The following is a 24,482-nucleotide window of genomic DNA, read 5'->3' on the forward strand; positions in this document are numbered from 1 at the left end:
TCCGCTGGTCGCCAGCGGCTTCATCGCGGCTACGGTATCGATGATCTCCTGACATCCGCTTTAGCGCGGCGCCAGACTGTCTATCGGCCGCCATCCGTGGACGACGCGGCGCGTGCCGACATCATAGGCGAAGTAATTGCCGCCGCCGGCCGGCTGATCCGCCGCGCGGCTGATTGCGCGGCCGCTGAGCGAGAGCAGCAAGAGCGTTCCGACGCCGCCATGGCCGACGAAGGCAATGTCGCCGCCGTCGGCAGCACCCAGCACCGTTTCGACCTCGCTGACAATGCGTTGCTGGGCGTCGATGGCCCGTTCCCAGCCGCGAATGCTTTTGTGCGGATTGGCGAAGAACTGGTCGGCGACCGCCTCGAACTCCGGCGGCGGCAGGAAGCCGGTTGCCGACCGATCGTTCTCATGCATGCGCTCCTTCACCTCGACCGCGAGGCCGAGGTGTTTGCCAAGGATCTCGGCGGTTTCGATCGCCTTGCGCTCGGCCGACGAGACGACACGGCGGATCGATCCGACCCATGGCTGATCGAGCATAGCTGATGCTCGCGCTCGTCCGATCTCGGACAGCCCCCAGTGCGGCACGGGAACGTTGGCATCGATCTGAACCTGGGGATGGGTGATGTAGTATACGATCGGCATGAGTGAGATCCCCTGCCGATAGCTTGAGCTCAATAGCTTTGGGTCGAGCGCCGTGCCCGTGGCGCCGGCTGCTTCTCGGATGCCCCCGGCTTCAGCGCCACTTTCGGCGCCGCAGGTTTGGCTGAGCCCCTCTTGAACGGCGCCATGCCTTCCCTTGCGAGTTCGTCGGCGCGTTCGTTCTCGGTGTGGCCGGCATGGCCCTTGACCCAGTTCCAGGTCACCTTGTGGCGCCGATTGGCCTCATCCAGCGCCTGCCACAGTTCACCGTTCTTGACCGGCTTCTTGTCAGCGGTCTTCCAGCCGTTTTTCTTCCAGCCGTGGATCCATTTGGAGATACCGTCCATGACATATTTGCTGTCGGTGTGAAGCTCGACGGCGCACGGCTCCTTCAGCGCATTCAGCGCCGAGATGGCGGCCAGCAGCTCCATGCGGTTATTGGTCGTCTCGGCCTCGCCGCCCGACAATTCCCTGGTCTTGCCGTTGAAGCGCAGGATGGCGCCCCAGCCGCCGGGACCGGGATTGCCCGAGCAGGCGCCGTCGGTGAAGATTTCAACCTGCTTGGTCATGTCAGTCCGTATTCCGAAGGCGACCTGATCGCGCGGTGGAAGCGCATGCGGCGGATATATTCGGTCGGATCGCGCTTCATGACCAGCCCGCCCTCTGGAACCGTCAGCCAGTCATAGAGCCGGGTCAGCATGAAGCGCAGCGCCGAACCGCGCGAAAGCATCGGCAGCGCTGCTTTCTCGCCATCGCTCAAAGGCCGCACGCTCTGATAGCCGGCCAGCAGCGCCGTGCCTTTGGTCAGGTTGAAGGAGAAATCCTTCTCGAAACACCAGGCGTTGAGACAGGTGGCGACATCATAGGCGTAGAGGTCGTGGCAGGCGAAATAGAAGTCGATGAGGCCGGACAGTTTCTCGCCGAGGAAGAAGACATTGTCGGGAAACAGATCGGCATGGATGATGCCGGCAGGAAGGCCCTGCGGCCAATGGCGTTCGAAATCCGCGAAATCGGCGTCGACCTCGGCCGCCAGTCCCGGCTCGACCTCGTCGGCTCGGTCGCGCGAGGCGTTCCACAATTTGCGCCAGCCCTCGATGGCCAGTGCGTTGTCACGCGTCATCGCAAAATCCTGCCCGGCCAAATGCAGGGCGGCGAGCGCCTTGCCGACCTCGGCGCAATGCGCCGCTGTCGGCCGCCGCAGCGACAGGCCTTCGAGGAAGGTGATGATGACCGCGGGACGGCCGGCCAGCGTGCCGATGACGGTGCCGTCATGCGCGGTCACCGGCAGCGGGCAGGAAATGCCTTTGCGGGCGAGATGGCCCATCAGGCCGAGGAAGAACGGCAGGTCGGCCTTGTCGACGCGCTTCTCGTAGAGCGTCAGTATGTAAGAGCCGCTTGAGGTGTGCAGCAGGAAATTCGAATTCTCCGTGCCTTCGGCGATACCCTTGTAGGACAAGAGTTCGCCGACTGGATATGCCCTCAGGAACGCGCCGAGTTCGCCCTCATTGACGTCGGTGTAGACCGCCATGGGCTGTTCACGCGGCTCCGTTGACGAAGGCCATGTCGGCCCGCGTCAGTTCGACATCGCGCAGAACCCGCATGACTGGAAAATCCTCCGTTTCGGTGGCCGTGATCGCCAGGTCGATGTTCACCTCGAAGCGCTGGCGGAAGGCGTCGATGATCTCGTCGACGATGATCTCCGGCGCCGACGCGCCGGCAGACAGGCCGAGCGTCGAGATATTCGTGATGTCATTCCACGGAATTTCGGCGGCGCGCTGTACGAGAAGCGACATGGTGGCGCCGGCGCGCTCCGCCACTTCGACAAGACGGCGCGAATTGGAGGAATTGGGCGCACCGACGATCAGATAGAGATCGGCGCCGGCGGCGGTTTCCTTGACCGCTTCCTGGCGGTTGGTGGTGGCGTAGCAGATCGATTCGGCGGCCGGTGCATGCAGTTGCGGGAAGCGCTCCTGCAGCACCCGCAATATGCCGGCAGTGTCTTCGACCGACAACGTTGTCTGGCTTACGAAGCCGAGCGCTTCCGGGTCGGCGGGGGCAAAGGTCCCAGCGTCGGCTTCGGTCTCGATCAGCGTGACGGCGCCTTCAGCCAGTTGGCCCATGGTGCCGATCACTTCGGGATGGCCGGCATGGCCGATCAGAAGCACATGGCGGCCGAGCCGCTGATGGCGCATCGCCTGCTTGTGCACCTTGGACACCAGCGGGCAGGTGGCGTCGAGATAGAAGAGCTCGCGTGCCTTGGCGTCGGCCGGCACCGATTTCGGCACGCCGTGGGCTGAGAAGACAACCGGCGACTTGCGGTGCTCGGCCGGGATTTCCGAGAGTTCCTCGATGAAAACCGCGCCAAGGCTTTGCAGGCCCTCGACGACATAGCGGTTGTGCACGATCTCGTGGCGGACATAGACCGGCGCGCCGTATTTCTTCAACGCCAGCACGACGATCTGGATCGCGCGGTCGACACCGGCGCAAAAGCCGCGCGGCTGGCAGAGCCGGATCGTCAGCGGTGGTTTTGTGGCGGTCTGCAGCATGATTCCAGATCGGTTGATCGTATCGTTTGGCGAAATGAGGTGTGCACCCCTGCCCTGTCAAGGGCAGTTGGATCAGGTTGAATGGTCAACCTGATCTAACTCTTTGTTGGAGCATGATCTTGTCCGAAACCGGTTCCCACTTTTCGGGATCATGCTCTGGATCATTCAGTCTTTGCCGGACGGCGCAGCCTGATGATCAGAACCGCGGCAAGAGCCGCCGCCAGGCCATACCAGGTGAAGGCATATTGCAGATGAGAATTCGGCAGGTCGATGATGGTGACGCCGCCGACCGGCAGCCCGCCCGGGTTCGGCGTCTTGTCGGCGTCGATGAAGATCGGCACCAGCACGGCACCGGCCGGCAGGCCGGCACTCGCCGCCATGACGTCACGATCCTTCCAATAGAAGATGTTCTTGGCCACGTCATTGTCGGGCAGCATCATCGACGGCTTGGCCGGCAGCGGGTTGCGCGCCAGGCCGGTGACCGTGACCTTGCCGGTCACCTGCCCTTGCGGGCGCTTGGCGGCATCCTTGACATCATAGGGAACGAAGCCGCGGTTGATCAGGACATAGCGGCCATCGTCGAGGGCCAGCGGGGTATAGACGTTGAAGCCGGCGTCGCCGTCCCATGTGGCGTAGAAATGCCGCTCGCCGGAGTGCAGGAACGTCCCGCTGACGGTGACCGGCGTGTAGTCGACATCACCGGTGGCGGCGAATTCCTTCTCGACGTCCGCCAGCGGCTGCGGCGCTGAATGGGTGCGCTGGTCGATGGTCTGCAGAAGGGCTTCCTTCCAGTACAGGCGCTGCACCTGCCATGTGCCAAGCCCGAGCAGGATGACGAACACCACCAGGCCGAGGCCGAGCAGCAATGCCGTCTTCGGCCGCGAGCGGCCGGCGGGCTTGGTCAGCGCCTCGCTCATTGCCCCTGGTCCAGGCGGCCTTCGGCCGCCTTGTTGGCGTATTGAAGCGTCAGCAGCACCCCCTTGATCAGCCTCAGCGCCGTCAGGCACAGTCCCACGGCCAGCGGTATCCAGATGATGAAATGCAGCCAGAGCGGCGGGCTCAGCGTGACCTCCACCCACAGCGCCAGCCCCACGACGATGAAGCCGATGATCAGGATGACGAACACCGCCGGGCCGTCGCCGGCATCGGCGTAGGAATAGTCGAGGCCGCAATTGTTGCAGCGCTTGCCGACGGTGAGGAAGCCGGAAAACAGCCGTCCTTCGCCGCAGCGCGGGCAGCGTCCGTGCAGGCCGGCCGAGATCGGCTCAATGGGTGGCCAGATCGCCCTATCTTCACTCATGGATAGTCATGCTTTACGGCTCGATTTCGATCAGCGTTCCATCCGGCACCATAGTCCAGATTTCGTCCATGTCGCAGTCGGTAACCCCAATGCAGCCATCGGGCCAGTCGACCAATTGAAGCAGCCAGCCCGACCAGCCGAATCCGTTGGCCATTGATGGGGCGCCGAAAAGAAGAAAGGCGACCGCGTTGCCGCGACCGCCCTTCTGATTTGTCGGTTCGGTGAAAGCCGTCAGTGGCCTTCGATCACCGCGCCGACCGATCCCCAGACGTAGATCGATGCGAACAGGAACAGCCAGACCACGTCGACGAAGTGCCAGTACCAGGCAGCCGCCTCGAAGCCGAAATGCTGCTTGGGCGTGAAGTCGCCTTTCCAGGCGCGGATCAGGCAGACCAGCAGGAAGATGGTGCCGATGATGACGTGGAAGCCATGGAAGCCGGTCGCCATGAAGAAGGTGGCGCCGTAGATGGAATCCTTGAAGCCGAACGGAGCGTGCATGTACTCGTAGGCCTGCACCATGGTGAACAGCATGCCGAGGCCGACGGTCAGCACCAGGCCGTTGATCAGGCCCTTGCGGTCGCCATGGATAAGCGAATGGTGCGCCCATGTCACCGTGGTGCCCGACAGAAGCAGGATGATGGTGTTGTAGAGCGGCAGATGGAAGGGATCGAGGACTTCGAGACCCTTCGGCGGCCAGACGCCACCAGTGAAAGCGGTGCGGGCGTAATTCTGCACTTCGCTCGGAAACAGGCTGGCATCGAAATAGGCCCAGAACCAGGCAACGAAGAACATCACTTCCGAAGCGATGAACATGATCATGCCGTAGCGCAGATGCAGCGACACGACGCGCGTGTGGTGGCCCTCATGCGCTTCCTTGATGGTGTCCGACCACCAGGCAAACATCGTGTAGAGGACGATGACGAGGCCGATGAAGAACAGCCATGGATTGGCGATGTTGTGGCCGAAAATCGGGAAATCGCCGTTCTTGAGATACTGCATCAGGGCGACGCCGCCGACTGCAGTCACCAGTGCGCCTATCGACCCCAGGAAGGGCCACGGGCTCGGGTTGACGAGATGGTAGTCGTGTTGTGGTTTTGCGTGCGCGTCTGCCATATCAACCCCCGAGATTTGCTTCGGTATCTGAAACTTTGCTACTGCTGTCCGGCGTCGATGACGCCACCGGCTTGTTCTTTTGGACCGGGAACATGGTGTAGGACAGGGTGATGGTCTTCAAGTCCTTCAGTTCCGGCACGTTGACGATATCGGGATCCACATAGAACACGACCGGCATGTCCAGCGTCTCGCCGGGCTTCAGCGTCGTGTCGGTGAAGCAGAAACACTCGACCTTGTTGAAGTAGGGGCCCGCCAGTTCCGGCTGCACGTTGAAGGTGGCGCGGCCGGTAACGGCGCGGTCGAACTTGTTGGTGGCGCTGTAATGCGCCTGCGTGGTCTCGCCGATCTTGATGGTGACCGAACGGGCGACCGGCTGGAACTGCCACGGAATGCCGTTGGTGTTGGCGTCGAAGCGCACGGTGATGTCGCGGTCGAGGATGCGGCCGGCATATTGCTTTTCGGCGCGCTGCGTCGTGCCGCCATAGCCGGTAGCCTGGCAGAACATCTTGTAGAGCGGCACCGCGGCGTAGGCCATGCCGATCATGCCGCCGAAGAAGGCGACGCAGACGGCGGCGACGGCGCGGTTGGTGTTCTTCTTCCTGGGATCGATCACGGTCTGGCGGGTCATCATCGGCCTCATCCGGTATGGCCGAATTTCACGATGGTCGCGACGTAGAAGATGACGACCAGAATCGCCAGCGCGACGCCGATCGCCGCCGAACGGTTGCGCCGCGCCTTCTTCTGGCTTTCGGTCAGCGTGACCAGTTCAAGCTTCTTGTCGATCATGGTCATGCTCCACCGATGGCCAAAGCGCGACCGACGACACAGTCGGCAAGATAAATGGCGAAGATGGCGAAGAGGTAGAGCAGCGAATAGGCGAACAGAGCCTTGGCCGGCTTCATGACGCGGTCGCTATCGGTCATGCACAGCACTTTCCAGGCATACCAGACGAAGCCGGCGCCGAGAGCCACTGATGCGACGCCATAGAAGGCGGTAGTGAAACCGAGCACCCAGGGCAGCACACCGATCGGCGCCAGGATCAGGGCGTAGGCAAAGATCTGGCGGCGGGTCGAGGCCTGGCCGGCGACGTTCGGCATCATCGGGATGCCGGCCTTGGCGTAGTCGTCGGACTTGAACAGTGCCAGCGCCCAGAAGTGCGGCGGCGTCCACAGGAAGATGATCAGGAACAGGACGAGGCTTTCCAGGCTCACCGTTCCGGTCACCGCGGCCCAGCCGATGACCGGCGGGATGGCGCCGGCGGCACCGCCGATGACGATGTTCTGCGGCGTCGAGCGCTTCAGCCACATCGTGTAGACGACGGCGTAGAAGAAGATGGTGAAGGCAAGCAGCGCCGCCGACAGCCAGTTGACCAGCACGCCCAGCGTCATCACCGATAGCACCGAAAGCACAAGGCCGAAGCTCAGGGCTTCGCCGGGCAGGATGCGGCCGGAGGGTACCGGGCGGCCGGCGGTCCGGCTCATTACTGCGTCGATGTCGGCGTCGTACCACATGTTGAGCGCACCAGAGGCGCCGGCGCCGATGGCAATGGCCAGGATGGCGATCACCGCCAGCAGCGGGTTGATGGTCACGGGCGCAGCGACCATGCCGACAAAGGCCGTGAACACCACCAGCGACATGACGCGCGGCTTCAGCAGGGCGAAGAAATCGCCCGACGTGGCTTCCGACATGCGAAAGCCCGCTTCGTCAATCATTGGGTCGTCGACAAGGGCCATGCGTACATAAGTCCAATCATTCCGTTGGCCGAAACCGCCGGCGGGCCGGCGGTTTCGTATTCGGGCTGCCTTACTTGATCTTCGGCAGCTGTTCCCACTGGTGGAAGGGCGGCGGCGAAGGCAGCTGCCATTCGAGCGTCGTTGCACCCTCGCCCCACGGATTGGCGCCGGCGACGCGCTTCTTCTGGAAGGCCTCGAACACGCCATAGAGGAAGATCACCACGCCGACGGCCGATATATAGGAGCCGTAGGACGACACCATGTTCCAGCCGGCGAACGCGTCGGGATAGTCGATGGTGCGGCGCGGCATGCCGGCCAGGCCGAGGAAATGCTGCGGGAAGAAGATCAAATTGACGCCGACGAAGGTGACCCAGAAGTGGGTGTTGGCGATCACCGGCGAGTACATGTAGCCGGTCATCTTGGGGAACCAGTAGTACCAGCCGGCGAAGATGGCGAAGACCGCGCCAAGCGACAGCACATAGTGGAAGTGGGCAATGACGAAATAGGTGTCATGCAGCGAGCGGTCGAGGCCCGCATTGGCGAGCTGGACGCCGGTGACACCGCCGACCGTGAACAGGAAGATGAAGCCCAGCGCCCACAGCATCGGCGTCTTGAACGAGATCGAGCCGCCCCACATCGTCGCGATCCAGGAGAAGATCTTCACGCCTGTCGGCACGGCGATGACCATGGTGGCAAAGACGAAATAGCGCTGCGTGTCGAGCGACAGGCCGGTCGTGTACATGTGGTGCGCCCAGACGATGAAGCCGACGGCGCCGATCGCGACCATGGCGTAGGCCATGCCGAGATAGCCGAACACCGGCTTCTTCGAGAAGGTCGAGACGATGTGGCTGATGATGCCGAAGCCCGGCAGGATCAGGATGTACACTTCGGGGTGACCGAAGAACCAGAACAGATGCTGGAACAGGATCGGATCGCCGCCGCCATCCGGGGCGAAGAAGGTGGTGCCGAAATTGCGGTCGGTAAGCAGCATGGTGATGCCACCGGCCAGAACCGGAAGCGACAATAGCAGCAGGAAGGCGGTGATCAGAACCGACCAGGCAAATAGCGGCATCTTGTGCAGCGTCATGCCCGGCGCGCGCATGTTGAAAATGGTGGTGATGAAGTTGATGGCGCCGAGGATCGAGGACGCGCCGGCAATGTGGATCGACAGGATCGCCAGATCCATGGCCGGCCCGGGCTGGCCGGAGGTCGACAGCGGCGGATAGAGCGTCCAGCCGCCGCCAACGCCATAGGCGCCGGGCGCGCTCGGCATGAAAGCCGAAGCGATGAGCAGCAGGAAGGCCGGCGGCAGCAGCCAGAACGAAATGTTGTTCATGCGCGGGAAGGCCATGTCGGGGGCGCCGATCATGATCGGCACCATCCAGTTGGCGAAGCCGCCGATCAGCGCCGGCATGACCATGAAGAAGATCATGATCAGCGCGTGCGCGGTTCCGAAGGCGTTGTACATGCTCTTGCCGCCGTCGATGGCGGCATCGCCGTTCATGCCATAGACCATCTGCGCCAGACCGGTGAAGATCTGGATGCCCGGCTCCTGCAGCTCCATGCGGATGACGACCGAAAGCGCGCCGCCGACGATGCCCGCGAAGATCGCGAAGATCAGGTAGAGCGTGCCGATGTCCTTGTGGTTGGTGGAGTACACCCACCGGACCCAGCCATGATAGGGCTTGTGGTCGTGGTCGTCGTGAGCTGCAGCTTCTGCCATGGTCGGCTCCGTTCCCTAATTCTTGCTAACCCGCGGCATCAATTGCCGGCGGCCGCTACCTTGTTGGTACCGTCGACCTCGGCCATCAGCGCCTTGTTGGCGCCGGGGAGGTCGGTCTTGGCTGCTGCCAGCCAGGTCTTGTACTGCGCGTCGGATACGACGCGGACGGCGATCGGCATGAAGGCATGGTCCTTGCCGCAGAGCTGCGAGCATTGGCCGTAATAGATGCCTTCCTTTTCCGCCTTGAACCACGTCTCGTTGGTGCGGCCGGGAACCGCGTCCATCTTGATGCCGAAGGCCGGAACGGCAAAGGAATGGATCACGTCGGCTGCGGTAACCAGGACGCGCGTCATGGTGTTGACCGGCACGACCAGCTCGTTGTCGACCGCCAGCAGGCGCGGATAGACCTTGCGGTCTTCCTTGCCGAACGCGGCGCGGTCGGCGTCCTGCAGGATGGCCGAGTTGAAGGAGAGCGTGTTCTCGGTCTGGTACTCATAGTCCCAGTTCCACTGATTGCCCGTTACCTTGACGGTCAGCTTGGCCTCTTCCGGCGGCGTGTACTGCGCCGTCAGCAGTTGGAACGAGGGAATGGCGATGAACAGCAGGACGACGACCGGCCCGACTGTCCAGATGATCTCGATCAGCGTGTTGTGGCTGGTCTTGGACGGAACCGGGTTTTTGCTGGCGCGGAACCTGAAGATGCACCAGGCGAGAAGCGCCAGAACCAAAGCAGTGATCGGGACGACGAACCACATCGTGTAGTTCCCGAACCACTCGATCTGCCGCATCATGTCTGTCGCCGGCGGCTGAAAAGTCATCTCCCACGGCTGCGGCTGGGCCGCATGGGCGGAGGCACCGGCGAAAAATGCGGCGGCGGCGCCTGCCGTTGCCATCAATTTGGCGCTTGCTGGGAATTTTCTCATCGCCCTCTTCATCTCCCGGTTCCTCGCGATCGCGACGCAAGAATATCGAACAATGCCGGGATGGGAATCCCGGACAGTCCCAAGGGTGGTTCAAACCATACTCTATTTCCCTCCGCAAGAAAGGAGCGGGCGAAACCGTGCGGCATTTTTGCGCGCAAGTGCTGCCGCGCTGTTTCGACGGCCTCGTGGCCCGCGCGGGTGGTCGACAGACAGGCTATGCGGGCTTGTGTCCGGAATGCGCCCGACGGTCGCAATTCGGGCGAATTTGCTAGGGAAAAGCGCATTATTGCGCCTGCCGGGGCTGACCGGCGGTCGCCCTATCCTTTACTTGGCCTTGGCGCGGCTTAAAGTGCCGTGATTCGCAATGGAGCCGTCATGACCTCTTGGCTTTCGAGAAACGCCTGGCATTCGAAGAGCGCCTGGCATTCGAAAAGCGCTTGGCTTTCGAGAAGCGGGGCGAAGGTCGTTTTTCTCGCCGCCCTGATCGGTATCGGCTCGTCCGCAACCGGCGTCGCCAATGCAGCGCAGCCCAGCGGCACGGTCAAGTCAACGCATGGCGCGTGGTCGATCATCTGCGACACGCCGGCCGGCGCCACCTCGGAACAATGCGTGATGATGCAGAACGTCGTTGCCGAGGATCGCCCGGAAATGGGACTGTCCGTCGTCGTCCTGCGCACCGCCGACAACAAGGCCGAGATCCTGCGCGTGCTGGCCCCGCTCGGCGTTTTGCTGCCCAATGGCCTGGGCCTCAATGTCGACGGCAAGGATATCGGCCGCGCCTATTTCGTGCGCTGCTTCCAGGACGGCTGCTATGCCGAGGTCATTCTCGAAAAGCCGCTGCTCGATACGCTGAAGACCGGGACGTCGGCCACCTTCATCGTCTTCCAGACGCCGGAAGAAGGCATCGGCATCCCCGTCGACCTCAAGGGCTTCGCCGACGGTTTTGCCGCCCTGCCCTGAGCTTGATGCTTGCGAAACCGTCTTTCCTGACGCACAATTCCCACGGGTTTGATCTTTGGCTGTGGGGGTCATCATGCGTGCTTGTTCTGTGCTTTTGTCGACCGGTCTGATCCTGACCGGCGCCGTTTCCGTCGCCTTTGCCGAGGATACCGAAATCATCACGGCGCCCGATCCGGCCGTCATTTTCGAGCTTGCGAAAGGCTATGGCTCGGCAAAGATGGACAAGGACGACGGCGGCGATCCGATGGTCTCGGGCCGGCTTCAGGGCATGAAATATGTCATCTACTTCTATGGCTGCGAAAACCATGAGAAGTGCAAGTCGATCCAGTTCTCCTCGGGCTATACCGACCCCTTCACGGCCGACTAGGCCAATGAATGGAACAAGAAATACCGCTGGGTGAAGGCCTTTTCGGGTGACGGGTCGAACTTCAAGATGGATGTCATGTTCAGGGGCGGGGTTACCCGCTCCTACCTCGAAGAGCAGTTCTCGAACTGGGATTCCATGACCAGCGACATCAAATCGTTCGTGGACGAGAAGTAGAGCCCTAAAGCGCGTCGCGCTGAAACGGATTCATACGACGCGCTTTAGGTCTTTGTTTGATGCATGTCGTTATCCCAGAACCGCGGCACACTTCTGGGCGACATGCATTAGCGCTCCACTGTCCGGCTGCGGATCGTCATTGCGGATTGTGCAGGCGCGTCTTCGCGCCTACATCGTGGCAACACCATTCCTCTTGTGAGCGGACCTGCCATGAACAGCCTGACCGGCCAATTCGACATTTCAGACGATCGCATCAAGCGGATCGTCGCCGACACACTGAACGGCGCCGATGATGGCGAACTGTTCCTCGAATACAGCGAGAGCGAAGCGCTGATGTTCGACAATGGCAGGCTGAAGACCGCCAATTTCAACACCGACCAGGGTTTTGGCCTGCGCGCCGTGGCCGGCGAGGCCAGCGGCTACGCCCATTCCAGCGATCTTTCGGAGGCGTCGCTGCTGCGCGCCGCCGACGCGGTCTCGACCGTCAAGGGCGGCTATTCCGGCACGCTTGCCGCGGCACCCGCGCGCACCAACCGCCATCTCTATGGCGAGGAGAACCCGATCCCCTCGCCTTCCTTCGAGGTCAAGGCCAAGCTGTTGCAGGAGATCGACGCATGGCTGCGTGCCGAGGACCCGCGCGTGCGCCAGGTGACGGCCTCGCTCGCGGCGTCCTGGCAGCATGTCGAGATCGTGCGCGCCGACGGCCAGATCGTGCGCGACATCCGCCCGCTGGTCCGCATCAACGTTTCCGTCGTCGTCGGCGACGGCGACCGCCAGGAAAGCGGCTCCTATGGCATGGGCGGGCGCAAGGCGTTCGGCGAGTTCCTGGTCGAGGACGCCTGGAAGCATGCTGCCAGGGAGGCCCTCAGGCAGGCGCTGGTCAATCTCGAAGCCATTCCCGCGCCGGCCGGAACGTTCGACATCGTTTTGTCCAGCGGCTGGCCGGGCGTGATGCTGCACGAAGCCGTCGGCCACGGGCTGGAGGGCGACTTCAACCGCAAGAAGACCTCCGCCTTTGCCGGCCTGCTCGGCCAGCAGGTCGCCGCCAAGGGCGTTACCGTGGTCGATGACGGCACCATGCCGGAGCGGCGGGGTTCGCTGACCGTCGACGATGAAGGCACGCCTTCGGCCCGCAATGTGCTGATCGAGGACGGCAAGCTTGTCGGCTACATGCAGGACCGCCAGAACGCCCGGCTGATGGGCATGAAAGCCACGGGAAACGGCCGGCGCGAAGGCTATGCGCACCAGCCGATGCCGCGCATGACCAACACCTATATGACGGCAGGCGACATGGAGCCGGACGAGATCATCGCCTCGGTCAAGAACGGCATCTATGCCGTATCCTTCGGCGGCGGCCAGGTCGACATCACCTCGGGCAAGTTCGTGTTCGGCTGCACCGAGGCCTACATGATCGAAAACGGCAAGGTGACGCAGCCGATCAAGGGCGCCATGCTGATCGGCAACGGACCGGACGCCATGCACCGCGTTTCGATGATCGGCAACGACATGAAACTCGACACCGGCATCGGCATGTGCGGCAAGGCCGGACAAGGCGTGCCGGTCGGCGTCGGCCAGCCGCATCTCAGGATGAACCAGATGACCGTCGGCGGCACCAGGGTTTGAGCGAGGAGACGTCGGCGGGCTTGAATAGTTCCCCTCACAGGGATATCTTACCTTTGTCTTACACAAGGGTAATACCGCAATGGGTGCAATAGAAAAGCTTATAACGACCGTCTCGACCAAGGGACAAGTCATCCTGCCCAGCGCTATCCGCAAACGGAGGGACTGGGGCGCGGGCACGCGCCTGCAGGTCGAAGACACACCGGACGGTGTACTTTTGAGACCGGCGCCTGCCTTTGCCCCGACACGACCAGAAGATGTCTTTGGTGTCCTGCCGCACAGTGGCAGACCGAAGACCTTGGAGGAGATGGACGCGGCCGTCCTTGCTGAAGCACGGCGGCGCCATGCTCGCGATTGATACCAACGTTGTCGTCAGGTATCTGACGAACGACGATCCCGAGCAGTCCCCGCGAGCCCGGCGGCTGATCGACGGTCAGCCCGTTTTCGTCGCCGTCACGGTGATCCTGGAGGCTGAGTGGGTGCTGCGCAGCGGCTATGGTTATGATCAGGCCTCGATCGTCAATGCACTGCGGGTGTTCGGCGGGCTTCCCACTGTCGAGATAGAGGATGCTGCGATCGTCTCTTCCGCGGTCGATCTAGCCGAGACGGGAATGGATTTCGCCGATGCGCTCCATCTGGGCAAGTCCTCGCACTGCTCAGCATTTGTGTCCTTCGACCGTAAGTTCATCAAGGCCGCACAAGCGGCCGGGTACGAAAGCGTTCGCGAAGGCTAGTTTGCCAGCCGGCTACGTCTTGCGGGGGGCGGCAAACTCAAGCACGGCCTTGTGAAAATCGGCGGATTAACGTCGCCGTTTCGGCTTCTCCAGCAGCGCCACGGCCTCGACATGCGGCGACCACAGGAACTGGTCGATGGGCGTGACGCTCTTCAAGATGTAGCCGCCGTCGATCAGGATGCGCAGGTCGCGTGCCAGCGTCACCGGATTGCAGGAGACGGCGGCGACGAACGGCACATCCGAGCGGGCGATCTGCTTCGACTGGTCCTCGGCGCCGGCGCGCGGCGGGTCGAAGACGACGCCATCGAAAGCATTCAGCTCCTTGAACGTCAGCGGCCGCCGGAACAGGTCGCGGCGTTCGCCGGTTACCCGCTTCAGGCCGGTGGCGAAGCGCGATCCGCGGTCGAGCGCCGAAAGGGCTGCCGCGTCGCCTTCGACCGCGTGGACTTCGGATTTGGCCGCCAGCCGAAGCGCAAAGCTGCCGCAGCCGGCGAAAAGATCCGCGACTTTCCTGGCCCGCTTCAGATGTCCGCCAACGAGATCGGCCATCGTCTGTTCGGCGGCTTGCGTTGCCTGCAGGAAGGCGCCAGGCGGTATGGCGACAGCGACGGTGCCGAACATGACCACCGGCTTTTTCGGCTCGATGACGATCTCGTCGTCGATCGAAAGCCGGGCAAAGCCATTGGCCATGATGAAGTTGGAGGCGACCCGGCGCTGGTTCTCGCCCAGCTTGCCCGACTCATAGACAGCGACGTCGAGCCCCGAGCCCGTCACAGTGACCGCCATCCGGAACGATTTGGTGGTGGCGCAAACCAGGTCGGCGACCGACCTCAAGCGATCGAGCGCGGCAACGATCTCCGGCAGCGAGATCGGACATTCCTCGATGGGGATGATTTCCGGCGAAAGATGGCGATGGAAGCCAAGCAGCATGCCTGTGTCGGCGCGCCTGGCGGCAAGCACGACGCGGCGGCGTGTGTGTGGCGCACACGGCACCAGGGCGCCGATGTCGCCGGCAATGCCTTTCAAGGCATGCACGACCTTGTCGCGTTTCCATTGCTGGTAAGCGTCGGCTTGCAGATGCTGGACGGCGCAGCCGCCACATTCGGTGAAATGCCGGCAGGCCGGATCGATACGCAGCGGCGACGTCTCCAATACCGCCATCAGCATGGCGCGATCCCTCTCGCGCGCGGCGGTGACGGTCTCGCCGGGCAGGGTGAAGGGAATGAACAGCTCGCCGGTTTCCGTCTCGGCGACGCCGTCGCCCTGCGAACCCAGTCTCTTGATGGTGAAGCCCGTGCTCATCGGTCCTTGGTCCCGGCATCCTTGGTCCCGGCATCCTTGATCCCGGCAAGCAGGAATTCGCGGTTGCCGTCCCCGCCTTCGATCGGCGACATGTGCAAGCCCAATGTACGCCAGCCAGGGACGCCTTCGAGCCATTCCTGCAGCAAGCCGGCCACACGGGCGGCGTCATAAGGGTCTTTCAAAAGACCGCCCTTGCCGATCGCCTCGCGGCCGGCCTCGAATTGCGGCTTGACCAGAAACACCGCACGAGCGCCGTCCCGTGCCAATGCCAACGCCGGTGGCATCGCCAGTTTCAACGAGATGAAGCTGACATCGGAGACGATGAAATCGGGGATACGGCCGCCGAGATCGGCAGCCGCGAGCTCGCGAGCGTTGAGGCCCTCGATCACGGTGACGCGCGGGTCGGACGAGACACCGGGATGCATCTGGCCGTGGCCGACATCGATGGCAGTGACATGGGCCGCGCCGCGTTCGAGCAGCACCTGGGTGAAGCCGCCTGTCGAGGCGCCGATATCGAGGGCTTCACTGCCCGCGGGATCGAGACTGAAATGGTCGAGCCCGGCGATCAGCTTCAGCGCCGCGCGTGAGACATAACCCTGCGCCGGGTCGTCGATGACGATGAGACAGTGCGGCAGAACCGTCTGGCCGGGCTTGCGGGCGACCACGCCGTCGACCGTCACGGTGCCGCGCTCGACCGCGTCGCGGGCGCGCGAGCGGCTCGCAAACAGGCCGCGCTGGACGAGCAATTCGTCGAGCCGCTGGCGTGTGCTGGCTGGCAGAGGGGAGTTCATCGGCCTTCATGGCGAAAGCCGGCCGCGAAGGCAAGGACATTGGCATAGGAGGACGTCGAGACCCGGGCCGCAAGCCAGTCCGCCCGGTTGAATAGCGCAGCCAGTCCGGCAAGATGTAGAGGCTCAGGCAATGCGGAGGAAGACGAATGCTGACGGGAACCTGCCATTGCGGCGCCGCCCACTGGACCCTGGAAGGCGATCCCGGCCCGATCACGGCCTGCAATTGCACGCTTTGCCGCCGCTATGGCACACTCTGGGCCTATGACTTTGTCGACGAGCGTATCCGGCTTGTGGGGCCTGTGCAGTCCTACACCCGCGCTGGCAAGGAGACGCCGTCGCTGGAAATACTGTTTTGCCCGACATGTGCCTGTGTGCTTGCCTGGCGCGGTTTGCGCCGCAGCGACAGCGGCCGCACGCGGATCGCCGTCAATGTCAGGCTGGCACCGCCGGAGGCGGTCGCCGACCTGCCGATCGACCATTTCGACGGGCTGGACACTTATGACGACCTGCCGCGCGATGGGCGCTGCGTGCGCGATATGTGGTTTTAGAAGATCGTCCGTGAGACCTGCCGTTCAACGGCCGGCATCAGGCCGTCGCTTACGTCATCTGAAGCCTGCTTGCGCGGGCGCTCGACAGCAACGACTGGTGCGTCCGGCACGACGACAAGCTGCGGAACCTGCTTGTAGGAAAAAGCGCCCCTGATATCGCCCATCTTGCCGGCGACGATGCCTGCCACCGCCTGTTCGAGCTTGCGGTCATAGCGCGTCTCGGCCATGGCCGGCGCGGCGATGACGGCCAAAAGGGCCGCGCCGCACAGAAGCGTTCGCATTGTTTTTAACTCCCTGCCTGGCTCTCGTTCTAGCAGGGGGGCGTTGAAAAACGGCCAAAAGACACGGTAAGCAAAACGCCAAAAGGAAGCGTTAACACAGCGTTAGGGTTGCTGCCGACAACCGCTTCAGAGGCGTGAGGTTTGATTCAGGCGCGCTGCGCGCGCGCGGAATGGCCGAGCGCGACGAACACGGTGCGCACGATGCCGGCCGCGTCGAGCCCGGCATCGGCATACATTTTTTCCGGCTTGGCGTGGTCGGTGAACTCGTCCGGCAGCACAAGCGGCCGAACTTTCAGACCGCTTTCCAGCAAGCCTTCATGGGCGAGGAACTGCAGCACGTGGCTGGCGAAACCGCCGACAGCGCCCTCTTCCACCGTCACCAGCACTTCGTGCGAGCGGGCGAGACGGCGGATCAAATCCTCGTCCAGCGGCTTGGCGAAACGGGCGTCCGCAACCGTCGTCGAAAGCCCTGCCGCGCCGAGTTCCTCGGCCGCCAGCAGACAGTCCTGCAGTCTTGTGCCAAAGGACAGAAGCGCCACCTTGGTGCCTTCCCTGACGATGCGGCCCTTGCCGATTTCGAGCACCGAGCCGCGCTCCGGCATGTCGACGCCGACGCCATTGCCGCGCGGATAGCGGAAGGCGATCGGGCCTTCGTCATAATAGGCGGCGGTGCGCACCATGTGGCGAAGCTCCGCCTCGTCGGCGGCCGCCATCACCACGAAGCCCGGCAGCGTCGCCAGGAAGGTGGTGTCGAAGGCGCCGCAATGAGTGGCGCCGTCGGCGCCGACGAAACCGGCGCGGTCGATCGGGAAACGCACCGGCAGTTTCTGGATCGCCACATCATGGACGACCTGATCGTAGGCGCGCTGCAGAAAGGTCGAATAGATGGCGGCGAAGGGCTTGTAGCCCTCGCTGGCGAGGCCGGCGGCGAAGGTCACGGCATGTTGCTCGGCAATGCCGACATCGAAGGTCCGGGTCGGAAACGCTTCGCCGAACAAATCGAGGCCGGTGCCGTTCGGCATGGCGGCGGTGACGGCGACGATACGTTCGTCCAGGCGGGCTTCCTGGACCAGGCTTTCGGCAAACACCTTGGTGTAGGCCGGCGCATTGGCCGGGGCCTTGGTCTGCGCGCCGGTGATGACGTCGAACTTGTTCACGCCATGATATTTGTCGGCCGCAGCCTCGGCCGGCGCGTAGCCCTTGCCCTTCTGGGTCACGACATGGATCAGCACCGGACCGTCGGCATGGTCGCGGACGTTCTTCAGCACCGGGATCAGATGCTCGAGATTGTGGCCGTCGATCGGGCCGATATGGTAGAAGCCAAGCTCCTCGAACAGCGTGCCGCCGGTGACGTAGCCGCGCGCATGCTCGACCGCCCGCTTGATGGCGCGATCGGCACGCTTGCCGAGATAGGAGGTCAGTTTCTTGCCGAAGTCGCGCAGGCCAAGATAGGTCTTGCCAGAGGCAAGCCGCGCCAGATAGGCGCTCATGGCGCCGGTCGGCGGCGCGATCGACATGTCGTTGTCGTTGAGAATGACGATCAGGCGAGCATCGAGCGCGCCGGCGTTGTTCATGGCTTCATAGGCCATGCCGGCAGACATGGCGCCGTCGCCGATGACGGCAATGACATTGTTGTGGCCGCCGGAGAGGTCGCGCGCCATGGCCATGCCGAGGCCAGCGGAAATGGAGGTCGAGGAGTGCGCGGCGCCGAACGGGTCGTATTCGCTCTCGGCGCGACGGGTGAAGCCGGACAGGCCGCCTTCTTGCCTGAGCGTTCGGATGCGGTCGCGGCGGCCGGTCAGGATCTTGTGTGGATAGGCCTGGTGGCCGACATCCCAGATCACGCGGTCTTCCGGCGTGTTGAAGACATAGTGCAGCGCCACCGTCAGTTCGACGACACCTAGGCCAGCGCCGAGATGCCCGCCCGTATGCGAGACGGCATCGATCAGCTCGGCGCGCAGCTCCGAGGCCAGCTGCGGCAGCTCGCTTTCGTCAAGCTTCTTCAGGTCGGCTGGAATGCGGACCTTGTCGAGAAGCGGCGTATGCAGCGTTGCGTTCACTGTTAAGGGCCTGCTCAGCTATGATGCGCGTCGATCATGGCGAAATATGCCTGCGTCGCCCGAATGTAAATGCGTGTCAGTGACGCGGGTGATGCTGACGTTAATTGTCCGGTAACGGAATGAACTCTTCCTCATCTCCAGGAACGATATCGAAGCGGCCCGTCTTCCATTCCTGCTTGGCCTGTTCGATGCGTTCCTTCGACGACGAGACGAAGTTCCACCAGATGTGGCGCGGAGAGCCGAGCGAAGCGCCGCCGAAGAGCATGAAATGGGCGCCGCGCTCGGACGACACGACGATCTCGTCGCCAGGCCGGAACACCAGCAGCCGTTCGGCCGGAAAACGGTCGCCCGAGATTGAGACATCGCCGTCCAGCGTGTAGATGGCGCGTTCCTCGGCGTCGGCGGGAATTTTGACGCTGGCGCCGGGCGCCAGCCTCAGATCGGCGTAGAGCGTCTCGGTGTCGGCTCTTACCGGCGAGCGCAGTCCCTGGAAATCGCCGATCACCACGCGGCCGGAAACACCTTCGGCGTCGATCTCGGGCAGAAGGAGCGCGGCCGTGTTCTCGAACACCGGCGCCACTTCCTCCTTGCCGTCGGGCAAAGCCAGCCATGTCTGCAGGCCGGAGACCGACATCGGCGCGCCGCGCAGTTCTTCGGGCGTGCGCTCGGAATGGACAATGCCGCGGCCGGCGGTCATCAAATTCACGTCGCCGGGCTGGATGACCATCTCGGTGCCGAGCGAATCGCGGTGCCTGATATTGCCGTCGAACAGATAGGTGACGGTGGAAAGCCCGATATGCGGGTGCGGGCGCACATCCATCGCCTGGCCGGCGCGCAAGATCGCCGGCCCCATGCGGTCGAAGAAGATGAAGGGACCGACCAGCCGCCGCTTTGCCGTGGGCAGAGCGCGACGAACCTGGAAGCCGCCAATGTCCTTGGCGTTTGGAATGACCATGAGCTCGATCTGGTCGCTGGCGAAGGCATCGCCAGGCTCAGGGTCCTTGCCGGGGAAGAAACTCATCTGGATGTCCTCAGGCGAAGCGGAGCGCCGATTTGGCTTTTGCCTTGGCCGCCACCTCTTCACGATTGCGCGGATGATGCGTGGTTTCCAGCGAATGCAGCAATTCATGCGCCGATTCGGCGATCGCCTCGACGGCACGGTCGAAGGCTGCCTGGTTGCGCTGCGAGGGCCGCGTCGTTCCGCTCAGTTTGCGCACGAATTGAAGGGCGGCGTCGCGGATCTCGTCATGGGTCGCCGGCGGCTCGAAATTGAACAGGGTCTTGATGTTTCTGCACATGCTTGAACTCCTATCTGCTTTATGCCCGCCCCATTCCACTACTCCGCGTCGAGCGGCTCCGTTCCCACCGGTTTGCCATCACGCGACAGCCTGATCTTCTCGACCTTGTCTTCGGCCGCCTTCAGCAGCCGGTCGCAATGGGCCTTCAGCGCCTCGCCGCGCTCATAGATCTTGATCGATTGGTCGAGCGGCACGTCGCCGCGTTCCAGATCATCGACGATCTTTTCCAGCGCGTCGAGTGCCTGCTCGAAGCTCATCGCCTTCACGTCTTCATTTGCTTCGCCAGCCATACTTTACCCCTTCATCAGCCGCCCGACATGGGCGGCGACCGAAAATGCCAGTCCCTGCAGATCGTAGCCGCCCTCAAGCAGGCTGACGAGCCGGTTGCCGCTGTGGCGCCCGGCGCGTTCCAGCAACTGGCCTGTCGCCCAGTCGAAATCGTCCTCGCTGAGGTTGATCTCGGCCAGCGGGTCGCGATGGTGAGCGTCGAAGCCTGCGGAAATGATGATCAGATCGGGCGCGAAATTGTCGAGTGCCGGAAGGACGCGCGACAGCAAGGCATCGCGAAACATGTCCGAGCCGGTCTGCGGCGCCAGCGGCGCGTTGACGATGTTGCCGGCGCCGGTTTCGTTTTTAGCCCCGGTGCCGGGATAGAGCGGCATCTGGTGCGTCGAACAATAGAGCACCGAGGGATCGTCCCAGAAAATGTCCTGCGTGCCATTGCCGTGATGCACGTCCCAGTCGACGATGGCGACACGCTCGGCGCCGTGTTTCTTCTGCGCGTAGCGGGCCGCGATCGCCGCGGTGTTGAACAGGCAAAAGCCCATGGCCGTGGTCTTTTCGGCATGATGGCCGGGCGGACGCGCGGCGACGAAGGCATTGGCAACGCTGCCCTCGAAAACATCGTCGACGGCAGCGTTGGCCGCACCGATGGCAGTGACCACCGCCTGCCAGCTTTTCGGGCTGGCGCTCGTGTCGGCGTCGATCGAGGCAATGCCGCTTTCAGGGATCGCGGCGCGGACGCGGGCGACGAAATCCTCGGGGTGGGCGTAGAGGATTGTGGCCTCGTCGCCTTGCGGCGCCGTTACCCGATCGAGTGCGGTGAAGGCCTCGTCGTCGAGCACGCGCTCGATAGCGCGCAAGCGGTCCGGCCGCTCCGGATGACCGGGGGGCGTCAGATGTTCGAGGAAGATCGGATGGGTGTAGAGCCTGGTGACCATGACCCGATATAGGCGCGCCCGGCCGCTTTGACCATGGTTTGACGCCGCACCGCCCCGACGTTCAACAGGGATTACACCCCGGGCGCCGGCTGCGTCCAGCGCGAGCCGCCGAAGGAGGCCAGCGCCTTATCCCTGAGTTCCCTGAACTTGGACGACCCCTCGGCCAGCCGCTGGTCCCATTCGGCGTTCGGCACCTGGCCTTCGATGGTCTTGAAATAGACCTGCATCAGGCAGGCTATGGCGAAGGGTTCGATGAAGGCCGCCTTGAAGGCCCAGGCAAGGAGGATGGCGAGCACGAAGGCCCAGCCGCCGAGCTGCCCCGGAATGAACCACATGATGGCGGCGGCCGGCGCCAGCATCAAAAGGAAGATGACGAAGGACACACCCCACATGATGACCGCCAGCCAGATGGCGTTCTTGACCATGGTCTTGCCGTTCTGGGCGTAGAGCACGACGCCTTGCCGGGCTGTCTCGAAGGGCGATGATGAATTGATGCGGATGTTGTAGCCGAGGATGATCTCGTCGACATAGGTCAGCGACAGGCGGATCACCGTATTGATGAAAGCGACCGGACCGCCGAGGCCCGGAATGGGCAGGAAGGCGGCGATGCCGCCGATCAGGCCGGTGATGGCGCGGATGGCGCCCTTGACCAGCTGGTCGACCACGAAAAGGATGTTGGCCTCGGCGAAACGCTCCTTCACCACGTCCTTGGCGTAGGCGATCTGGTCCTGCCCACTGGGAACGTCCCGGCCATCGATCAGATGCACCATGACGGCGATATGGCCGGCCTTGACGACGTAGAGGATGTATTCGCGGATCCAGTAGAGCGCGATCGAAACGATGCCGATGCCGACGATGCCGCCCCACAGTGCAAAGGAAAGCGGCCCGTCGGGATCGGTGGAGATATGGCCGACGCCATAGCCGACCGAGGCGCCGCTGCCGGTCGCCACGATATAGGCGAGCGTGATGCCGAAATAGACGATCATGCGAAAGACGATGAATGGCCATGTCCTGATCATGATGGACACCGACCTGCCGATTTCGAAATCCCACATGCGCCCGAATCTCCCCTCAGAGATGGACGGCGAGGATGAACCCGGGCCGGGAATTGTCAATCTCGGCAAATGCCGGGTCTCGGCCGACCAGATTTCAGGCCGGCTGCGAACCCTGTTTTTTGAGAAGCCCTTCAAGCAGTTGCTGGAAGGCTGCCACCACGGTCTTCGACGTCGCTTCGGGGTCGTTCGAATTGGCGATGCGCTGCGCCGCCTGGCTGCTGGCGCCGTTGATCAGCCGGGCGGCGGTTTCGGGGTCGACGCCGGGGACGACCACCCCCTCCTGCTGCAGAGCCGTCAGATGATCGGTCATCGAGCCGACGCAGGCATTGGCGTTCGGCCATTGCGCCGGATCGCCGAGCACAGCCGGACCGTCGCGAAACATGATGCGCTGGATTTCCGGCTCCAGCGCCATCTCGATATAGGTCGTGCATTCGTCGACGAAACGCTGCCAGCGGCTTGGCGCCCGCGACGCAATCTCATGGATGCGGACGGCCATCTCGCCATCGATTTCGGCGATGACGGCCTGCAGCAGGCCCTTCTTGTCGCCGAAATGATGATAGAGCGCACCGCGCGTCAGCCCGGCCGAGGCGGTGAAGTCGTCCATCGACGCGTCGGCATAGCCGATCGTGCCGAAAGCGTGGCGGGCCGCCGTGATCAGCTTGGCGCGCGTTTCGGCAATCATCTCCTTGCGGGGTCTGTGCATGGTTCTGGCCTTATTCACATACGCTTCGTATGCCAATTGACATACGCGGCGTATCGACTACCTATATTCATACGCACCGTATGTAATTGTCGAATTGGCCTTTGTCGAGGAACCAGCCATGCAAAACCCATACTCGGAAATCTTTCGTGCCCCTGGAGCCAAGGGGTTTGCCGCCGCGGGCTTCCTCGCGCGGCTGCCGATCGCCATGGCGCCGATCGGCATCGTGGCCATGCTGTCGCAGACACGTGGCGAATACTGGCTGGCGGGAGCTGTCTCGGCGACGTTCGCGCTGAGCAACGCTTTCGTGGCGCCGCAGATATCACGGCTGGTCGATCGCCTCGGCCAGACGCGGATCGTGGTTCCGACCACCATCCTCACCGTGCTCGCCTTCGCGGTGCTGATTGCCGCAGCCAATCAGGATTGGCCGGTGTGGACGCTGTTTGTGTCGGCACTGGCGGCCGCCGCCATGCCCAGCATGCCGGCGATGGTGCGCGCGCGCTGGACCGAGATTTTTCGCGGCCGGCCGCAGATGAACACCGCATTCGCCTTCGAATCGGCGGCGGACGAACTCGTCTACATTGCAGGCGCATCGCTGTCGGTGGGCTTGAGTGCCGCTCTGTTCCCGGAAGCCGGTGTCCTGGTCAGCACGCTATTCCTCGCCCTTGGCTCGGCAGCCTTCATCCTGCAGCGTTCGACCGAACCACAAGTGCGGCCGGTGAATCATGTCTCGAGCGGCTCGGCAATCCGGCTCAGGCCGGTGCAGATCATCACCTTCGCCCTGATCTTCGTCGGCGCCACCTTCGCGACGACGGAAGTGAGCACGGTGGCGATCACCAAGGAACTCGGCCAGCCGGGCGCCGCCAGCCTCGTCATCGGCGTCTATGCGCTGGGATCGTTCGTGCTCGGCCTCGTCGTCGGTGCGCTCAACCTGAAAGCGCCGCTGCAGCGCCAGTTGGCCCTCGCGGTCGCCCTCGTTGCGCTCGGCACATTGCTGCCGCTCACCGCCGACACGGTGCCGCTGCTGGCGCTGACCGTTTTCATCAGCGGCGTGGCGATCTCGCCAACCTTCATCACCGCCTTCGGCCTGATCGAACGCCACGTGCCGGAAGCGATGCTGACCGAAGGCATCACCTGGGTGATGACCGGCATCGGCATCGGCATGGCGCTGGGTTCGTTTGCCGCCGGCGCGGTGGTGGATGAGTTCGGCGCCAGGAACGGGTTCTGGGTCTCGGTGGTTTCAGGCACTATCGCACTGGTCACGGTGTTGGTGGGCCAGCGCAGCCTGGCCACCCGCGCCTGCGAGCTGGACGGCTGCGGTGCAGCCGCCGTTCCCGCGGAATAAACGCACAAGCGTCCGGTCGGGAACGCGGATCGGACGCAGCTTCTCCA

Annotated in this window: 30 protein-coding genes and 1 pseudogene; 8 read left to right on the forward strand and 23 right to left on the reverse strand. The window is 63.3% G+C overall.

Annotated elements, in window-relative coordinates:
• Nucleotides 1-60 precede the first annotated feature (60 nt).
• The 13 genes from NKJ64_RS21275 to coxB form a co-directional block, all read right to left on the reverse strand.
• Nucleotides 61-645 carry a histidine phosphatase family protein gene (locus NKJ64_RS21275; protein ID WP_023668409.1) on the reverse strand — a complete coding sequence of 195 codons (585 nt, stop codon included), beginning with the start codon at nucleotides 643-645 and terminating at the stop codon, nucleotides 61-63.
• 29 nt (nucleotides 646-674) lie between these two features.
• Complete coding sequence (gene rnhA, locus NKJ64_RS21280) at nucleotides 675-1,211, reverse strand: ribonuclease HI (RefSeq protein WP_023668410.1); 537 nt, start codon at nucleotides 1,209-1,211, stop codon at nucleotides 675-677.
• Nucleotides 1,208-2,170 carry a homoserine kinase gene (locus tag NKJ64_RS21285; protein ID WP_023668411.1) on the reverse strand — a complete coding sequence of 321 codons (963 nt, stop codon included), beginning with the start codon at nucleotides 2,168-2,170 and terminating at the stop codon, nucleotides 1,208-1,210. The genes rnhA and NKJ64_RS21285 overlap by 4 nt, the downstream gene beginning before the upstream one ends.
• A gap of 7 nt (nucleotides 2,171-2,177) precedes the next feature.
• Nucleotides 2,178-3,188 carry a 4-hydroxy-3-methylbut-2-enyl diphosphate reductase gene (ispH, locus tag NKJ64_RS21290; RefSeq protein WP_023692071.1) on the reverse strand — a complete coding sequence of 337 codons (1,011 nt, stop codon included), beginning with the start codon at nucleotides 3,186-3,188 and terminating at the stop codon, nucleotides 2,178-2,180.
• Nucleotides 3,189-3,349: 161 nt separating this feature from the next.
• Nucleotides 3,350-4,105, reverse strand: a complete 756-nt coding sequence (locus tag NKJ64_RS21295) for an SURF1 family protein (protein WP_023692072.1) — start codon at nucleotides 4,103-4,105, stop codon at nucleotides 3,350-3,352.
• Nucleotides 4,102-4,488, reverse strand: coding sequence for a DUF983 domain-containing protein (locus tag NKJ64_RS21300; RefSeq protein ID WP_023685423.1), 387 nt, complete (start codon nucleotides 4,486-4,488; stop codon nucleotides 4,102-4,104). The genes NKJ64_RS21295 and NKJ64_RS21300 overlap by 4 nt, the downstream gene beginning before the upstream one ends.
• A gap of 13 nt (nucleotides 4,489-4,501) precedes the next feature.
• Nucleotides 4,502-4,642, reverse strand: coding sequence for a hypothetical protein (locus NKJ64_RS21305; protein WP_352463275.1), 141 nt, complete (start codon nucleotides 4,640-4,642; stop codon nucleotides 4,502-4,504).
• 77 nt (nucleotides 4,643-4,719) lie between these two features.
• Nucleotides 4,720-5,601 (reverse strand): cytochrome c oxidase subunit 3, encoded by an 882-nt coding sequence (locus tag NKJ64_RS21310; RefSeq protein WP_023668416.1) that lies wholly within the window; start codon nucleotides 5,599-5,601, stop codon nucleotides 4,720-4,722.
• 1 nt (nucleotide 5,602) lies between these two features.
• Nucleotides 5,603-6,229: a cytochrome c oxidase assembly protein gene (locus NKJ64_RS21315; protein WP_352463267.1), complete on the reverse strand. Its 627-nt coding sequence runs from the start codon at nucleotides 6,227-6,229 to the stop codon at nucleotides 5,603-5,605.
• 8 nt (nucleotides 6,230-6,237) lie between these two features.
• Nucleotides 6,238-6,393: a cytochrome c oxidase system small membrane protein gene (locus tag NKJ64_RS21320; protein ID WP_023668418.1), complete on the reverse strand. Its 156-nt coding sequence runs from the start codon at nucleotides 6,391-6,393 to the stop codon at nucleotides 6,238-6,240.
• Complete coding sequence (locus NKJ64_RS21325; protein WP_023668419.1) at nucleotides 6,390-7,334, reverse strand: heme o synthase; 945 nt, start codon at nucleotides 7,332-7,334, stop codon at nucleotides 6,390-6,392. Before NKJ64_RS21325 ends, NKJ64_RS21320 begins: the two co-directional genes overlap by 4 nt.
• Before the next feature lie 70 nt (nucleotides 7,335-7,404).
• Complete coding sequence (gene ctaD / locus NKJ64_RS21330) at nucleotides 7,405-9,057, reverse strand: cytochrome c oxidase subunit I (RefSeq protein WP_023668420.1); 1,653 nt, start codon at nucleotides 9,055-9,057, stop codon at nucleotides 7,405-7,407.
• A 38-nt stretch (nucleotides 9,058-9,095) separates the two neighbouring features.
• Nucleotides 9,096-9,992, reverse strand: coding sequence for a cytochrome c oxidase subunit II (gene coxB, locus NKJ64_RS21335; RefSeq protein WP_502902881.1), 897 nt, complete (start codon nucleotides 9,990-9,992; stop codon nucleotides 9,096-9,098).
• A 363-nt stretch (nucleotides 9,993-10,355) separates the two neighbouring features.
• Between coxB and NKJ64_RS21340 the strand changes: the two genes are divergently transcribed.
• The 6 genes and pseudogenes from NKJ64_RS21340 to NKJ64_RS21365 all read left to right on the forward strand — a co-directional run bounded on the left by NKJ64_RS21340 (nucleotide 10,356) and on the right by NKJ64_RS21365 (nucleotide 13,835).
• A complete protein-coding gene (locus NKJ64_RS21340) occupies nucleotides 10,356-10,940 on the forward strand; it encodes an invasion associated locus B family protein (protein ID WP_023668422.1) in 585 nt (194 codons plus the stop codon).
• Nucleotides 10,941-11,013: 73 nt separating this feature from the next.
• On the forward strand, nucleotides 11,014-11,307 hold the full coding sequence (locus tag NKJ64_RS21345) for a type III secretion system chaperone family protein (RefSeq protein ID WP_352463269.1): 294 nt from the start codon (nucleotides 11,014-11,016) through the stop codon (nucleotides 11,305-11,307).
• A gap of 15 nt (nucleotides 11,308-11,322) precedes the next feature.
• Nucleotides 11,323-11,481 (forward strand): annotated as a pseudogene (locus NKJ64_RS21350) (type III secretion system chaperone family protein); the annotation flags it as partial.
• A gap of 210 nt (nucleotides 11,482-11,691) precedes the next feature.
• Nucleotides 11,692-13,104 carry a metalloprotease TldD gene (gene tldD, locus NKJ64_RS21355; protein WP_023738485.1) on the forward strand — a complete coding sequence of 471 codons (1,413 nt, stop codon included), beginning with the start codon at nucleotides 11,692-11,694 and terminating at the stop codon, nucleotides 13,102-13,104.
• A gap of 79 nt (nucleotides 13,105-13,183) precedes the next feature.
• A complete protein-coding gene (locus NKJ64_RS21360; RefSeq protein WP_081725433.1) occupies nucleotides 13,184-13,459 on the forward strand; it encodes an AbrB/MazE/SpoVT family DNA-binding domain-containing protein in 276 nt (91 codons plus the stop codon).
• Nucleotides 13,446-13,835, forward strand: a complete 390-nt coding sequence (locus NKJ64_RS21365) for a type II toxin-antitoxin system VapC family toxin (RefSeq protein ID WP_023692077.1) — start codon at nucleotides 13,446-13,448, stop codon at nucleotides 13,833-13,835. The genes NKJ64_RS21360 and NKJ64_RS21365 overlap by 14 nt, the downstream gene beginning before the upstream one ends.
• Before the next feature lie 66 nt (nucleotides 13,836-13,901).
• Here NKJ64_RS21365 and NKJ64_RS21370 read toward each other — a convergent pair whose 3' ends face one another.
• On the reverse strand, nucleotides 13,902-15,137 hold the full coding sequence (locus NKJ64_RS21370; protein WP_023668426.1) for a class I SAM-dependent RNA methyltransferase: 1,236 nt from the start codon (nucleotides 15,135-15,137) through the stop codon (nucleotides 13,902-13,904).
• Nucleotides 15,134-15,928, reverse strand: a complete 795-nt coding sequence (locus NKJ64_RS21375; protein ID WP_023702017.1) for a TlyA family RNA methyltransferase — start codon at nucleotides 15,926-15,928, stop codon at nucleotides 15,134-15,136. The genes NKJ64_RS21370 and NKJ64_RS21375 overlap by 4 nt, the downstream gene beginning before the upstream one ends.
• A 146-nt stretch (nucleotides 15,929-16,074) precedes the next feature.
• On the opposite strand from NKJ64_RS21375, the gene NKJ64_RS21380 reads away from it, so the two are divergent.
• Nucleotides 16,075-16,476: a GFA family protein gene (locus NKJ64_RS21380; protein WP_023692079.1), complete on the forward strand. Its 402-nt coding sequence runs from the start codon at nucleotides 16,075-16,077 to the stop codon at nucleotides 16,474-16,476.
• On the opposite strand, the gene NKJ64_RS21385 is transcribed toward NKJ64_RS21380, so the two are convergent.
• The 8 genes from NKJ64_RS21385 to NKJ64_RS21420 all read right to left on the reverse strand — a co-directional run bounded on the left by NKJ64_RS21385 (nucleotide 16,473) and on the right by NKJ64_RS21420 (nucleotide 23,093).
• Nucleotides 16,473-16,757: a hypothetical protein gene (locus NKJ64_RS21385; protein WP_023735582.1), complete on the reverse strand. Its 285-nt coding sequence runs from the start codon at nucleotides 16,755-16,757 to the stop codon at nucleotides 16,473-16,475. The two genes, NKJ64_RS21380 and NKJ64_RS21385, sit on opposite strands and share 4 nt — an antisense overlap.
• Before the next feature lie 146 nt (nucleotides 16,758-16,903).
• Nucleotides 16,904-18,817, reverse strand: a complete 1,914-nt coding sequence (gene dxs, locus NKJ64_RS21390) for a 1-deoxy-D-xylulose-5-phosphate synthase (RefSeq protein ID WP_023685414.1) — start codon at nucleotides 18,815-18,817, stop codon at nucleotides 16,904-16,906.
• Between the two features lie 100 nt (nucleotides 18,818-18,917).
• Nucleotides 18,918-19,838: a pirin family protein gene (locus NKJ64_RS21395; RefSeq protein WP_023685413.1), complete on the reverse strand. Its 921-nt coding sequence runs from the start codon at nucleotides 19,836-19,838 to the stop codon at nucleotides 18,918-18,920.
• Nucleotides 19,839-19,848: 10 nt separating this feature from the next.
• The gene (locus tag NKJ64_RS21400; RefSeq protein WP_023668432.1) at nucleotides 19,849-20,115 is read right to left on the reverse strand and encodes a DUF2277 domain-containing protein; all 267 of its coding nucleotides are present in this window, start codon (nucleotides 20,113-20,115) and stop codon (nucleotides 19,849-19,851) included.
• Between the two features lie 38 nt (nucleotides 20,116-20,153).
• Nucleotides 20,154-20,405, reverse strand: a complete 252-nt coding sequence (locus NKJ64_RS21405; protein WP_023668433.1) for an exodeoxyribonuclease VII small subunit — start codon at nucleotides 20,403-20,405, stop codon at nucleotides 20,154-20,156.
• Nucleotides 20,406-20,408: 3 nt separating this feature from the next.
• Nucleotides 20,409-21,335 (reverse strand): histone deacetylase family protein, encoded by a 927-nt coding sequence (locus NKJ64_RS21410; RefSeq protein ID WP_023685412.1) that lies wholly within the window; start codon nucleotides 21,333-21,335, stop codon nucleotides 20,409-20,411.
• 71 nt (nucleotides 21,336-21,406) lie between these two features.
• On the reverse strand, nucleotides 21,407-22,390 hold the full coding sequence (locus tag NKJ64_RS21415; protein ID WP_352463270.1) for a hypothetical protein: 984 nt from the start codon (nucleotides 22,388-22,390) through the stop codon (nucleotides 21,407-21,409).
• A 94-nt stretch (nucleotides 22,391-22,484) separates the two neighbouring features.
• Nucleotides 22,485-23,093 carry a TetR/AcrR family transcriptional regulator gene (locus NKJ64_RS21420; protein WP_023708733.1) on the reverse strand — a complete coding sequence of 203 codons (609 nt, stop codon included), beginning with the start codon at nucleotides 23,091-23,093 and terminating at the stop codon, nucleotides 22,485-22,487.
• Nucleotides 23,094-23,211: 118 nt separating this feature from the next.
• On the opposite strand from NKJ64_RS21420, the gene NKJ64_RS21425 reads away from it, so the two are divergent.
• On the forward strand, nucleotides 23,212-24,435 hold the full coding sequence (locus tag NKJ64_RS21425) for an MFS transporter (protein WP_023709369.1): 1,224 nt from the start codon (nucleotides 23,212-23,214) through the stop codon (nucleotides 24,433-24,435).
• Nucleotides 24,436-24,482 lie beyond the last annotated feature (47 nt).

Source organism: Mesorhizobium sp. M0062 (assembly GCF_040323125.1).
GTDB lineage: Bacteria > Pseudomonadota > Alphaproteobacteria > Rhizobiales > Rhizobiaceae > Mesorhizobium.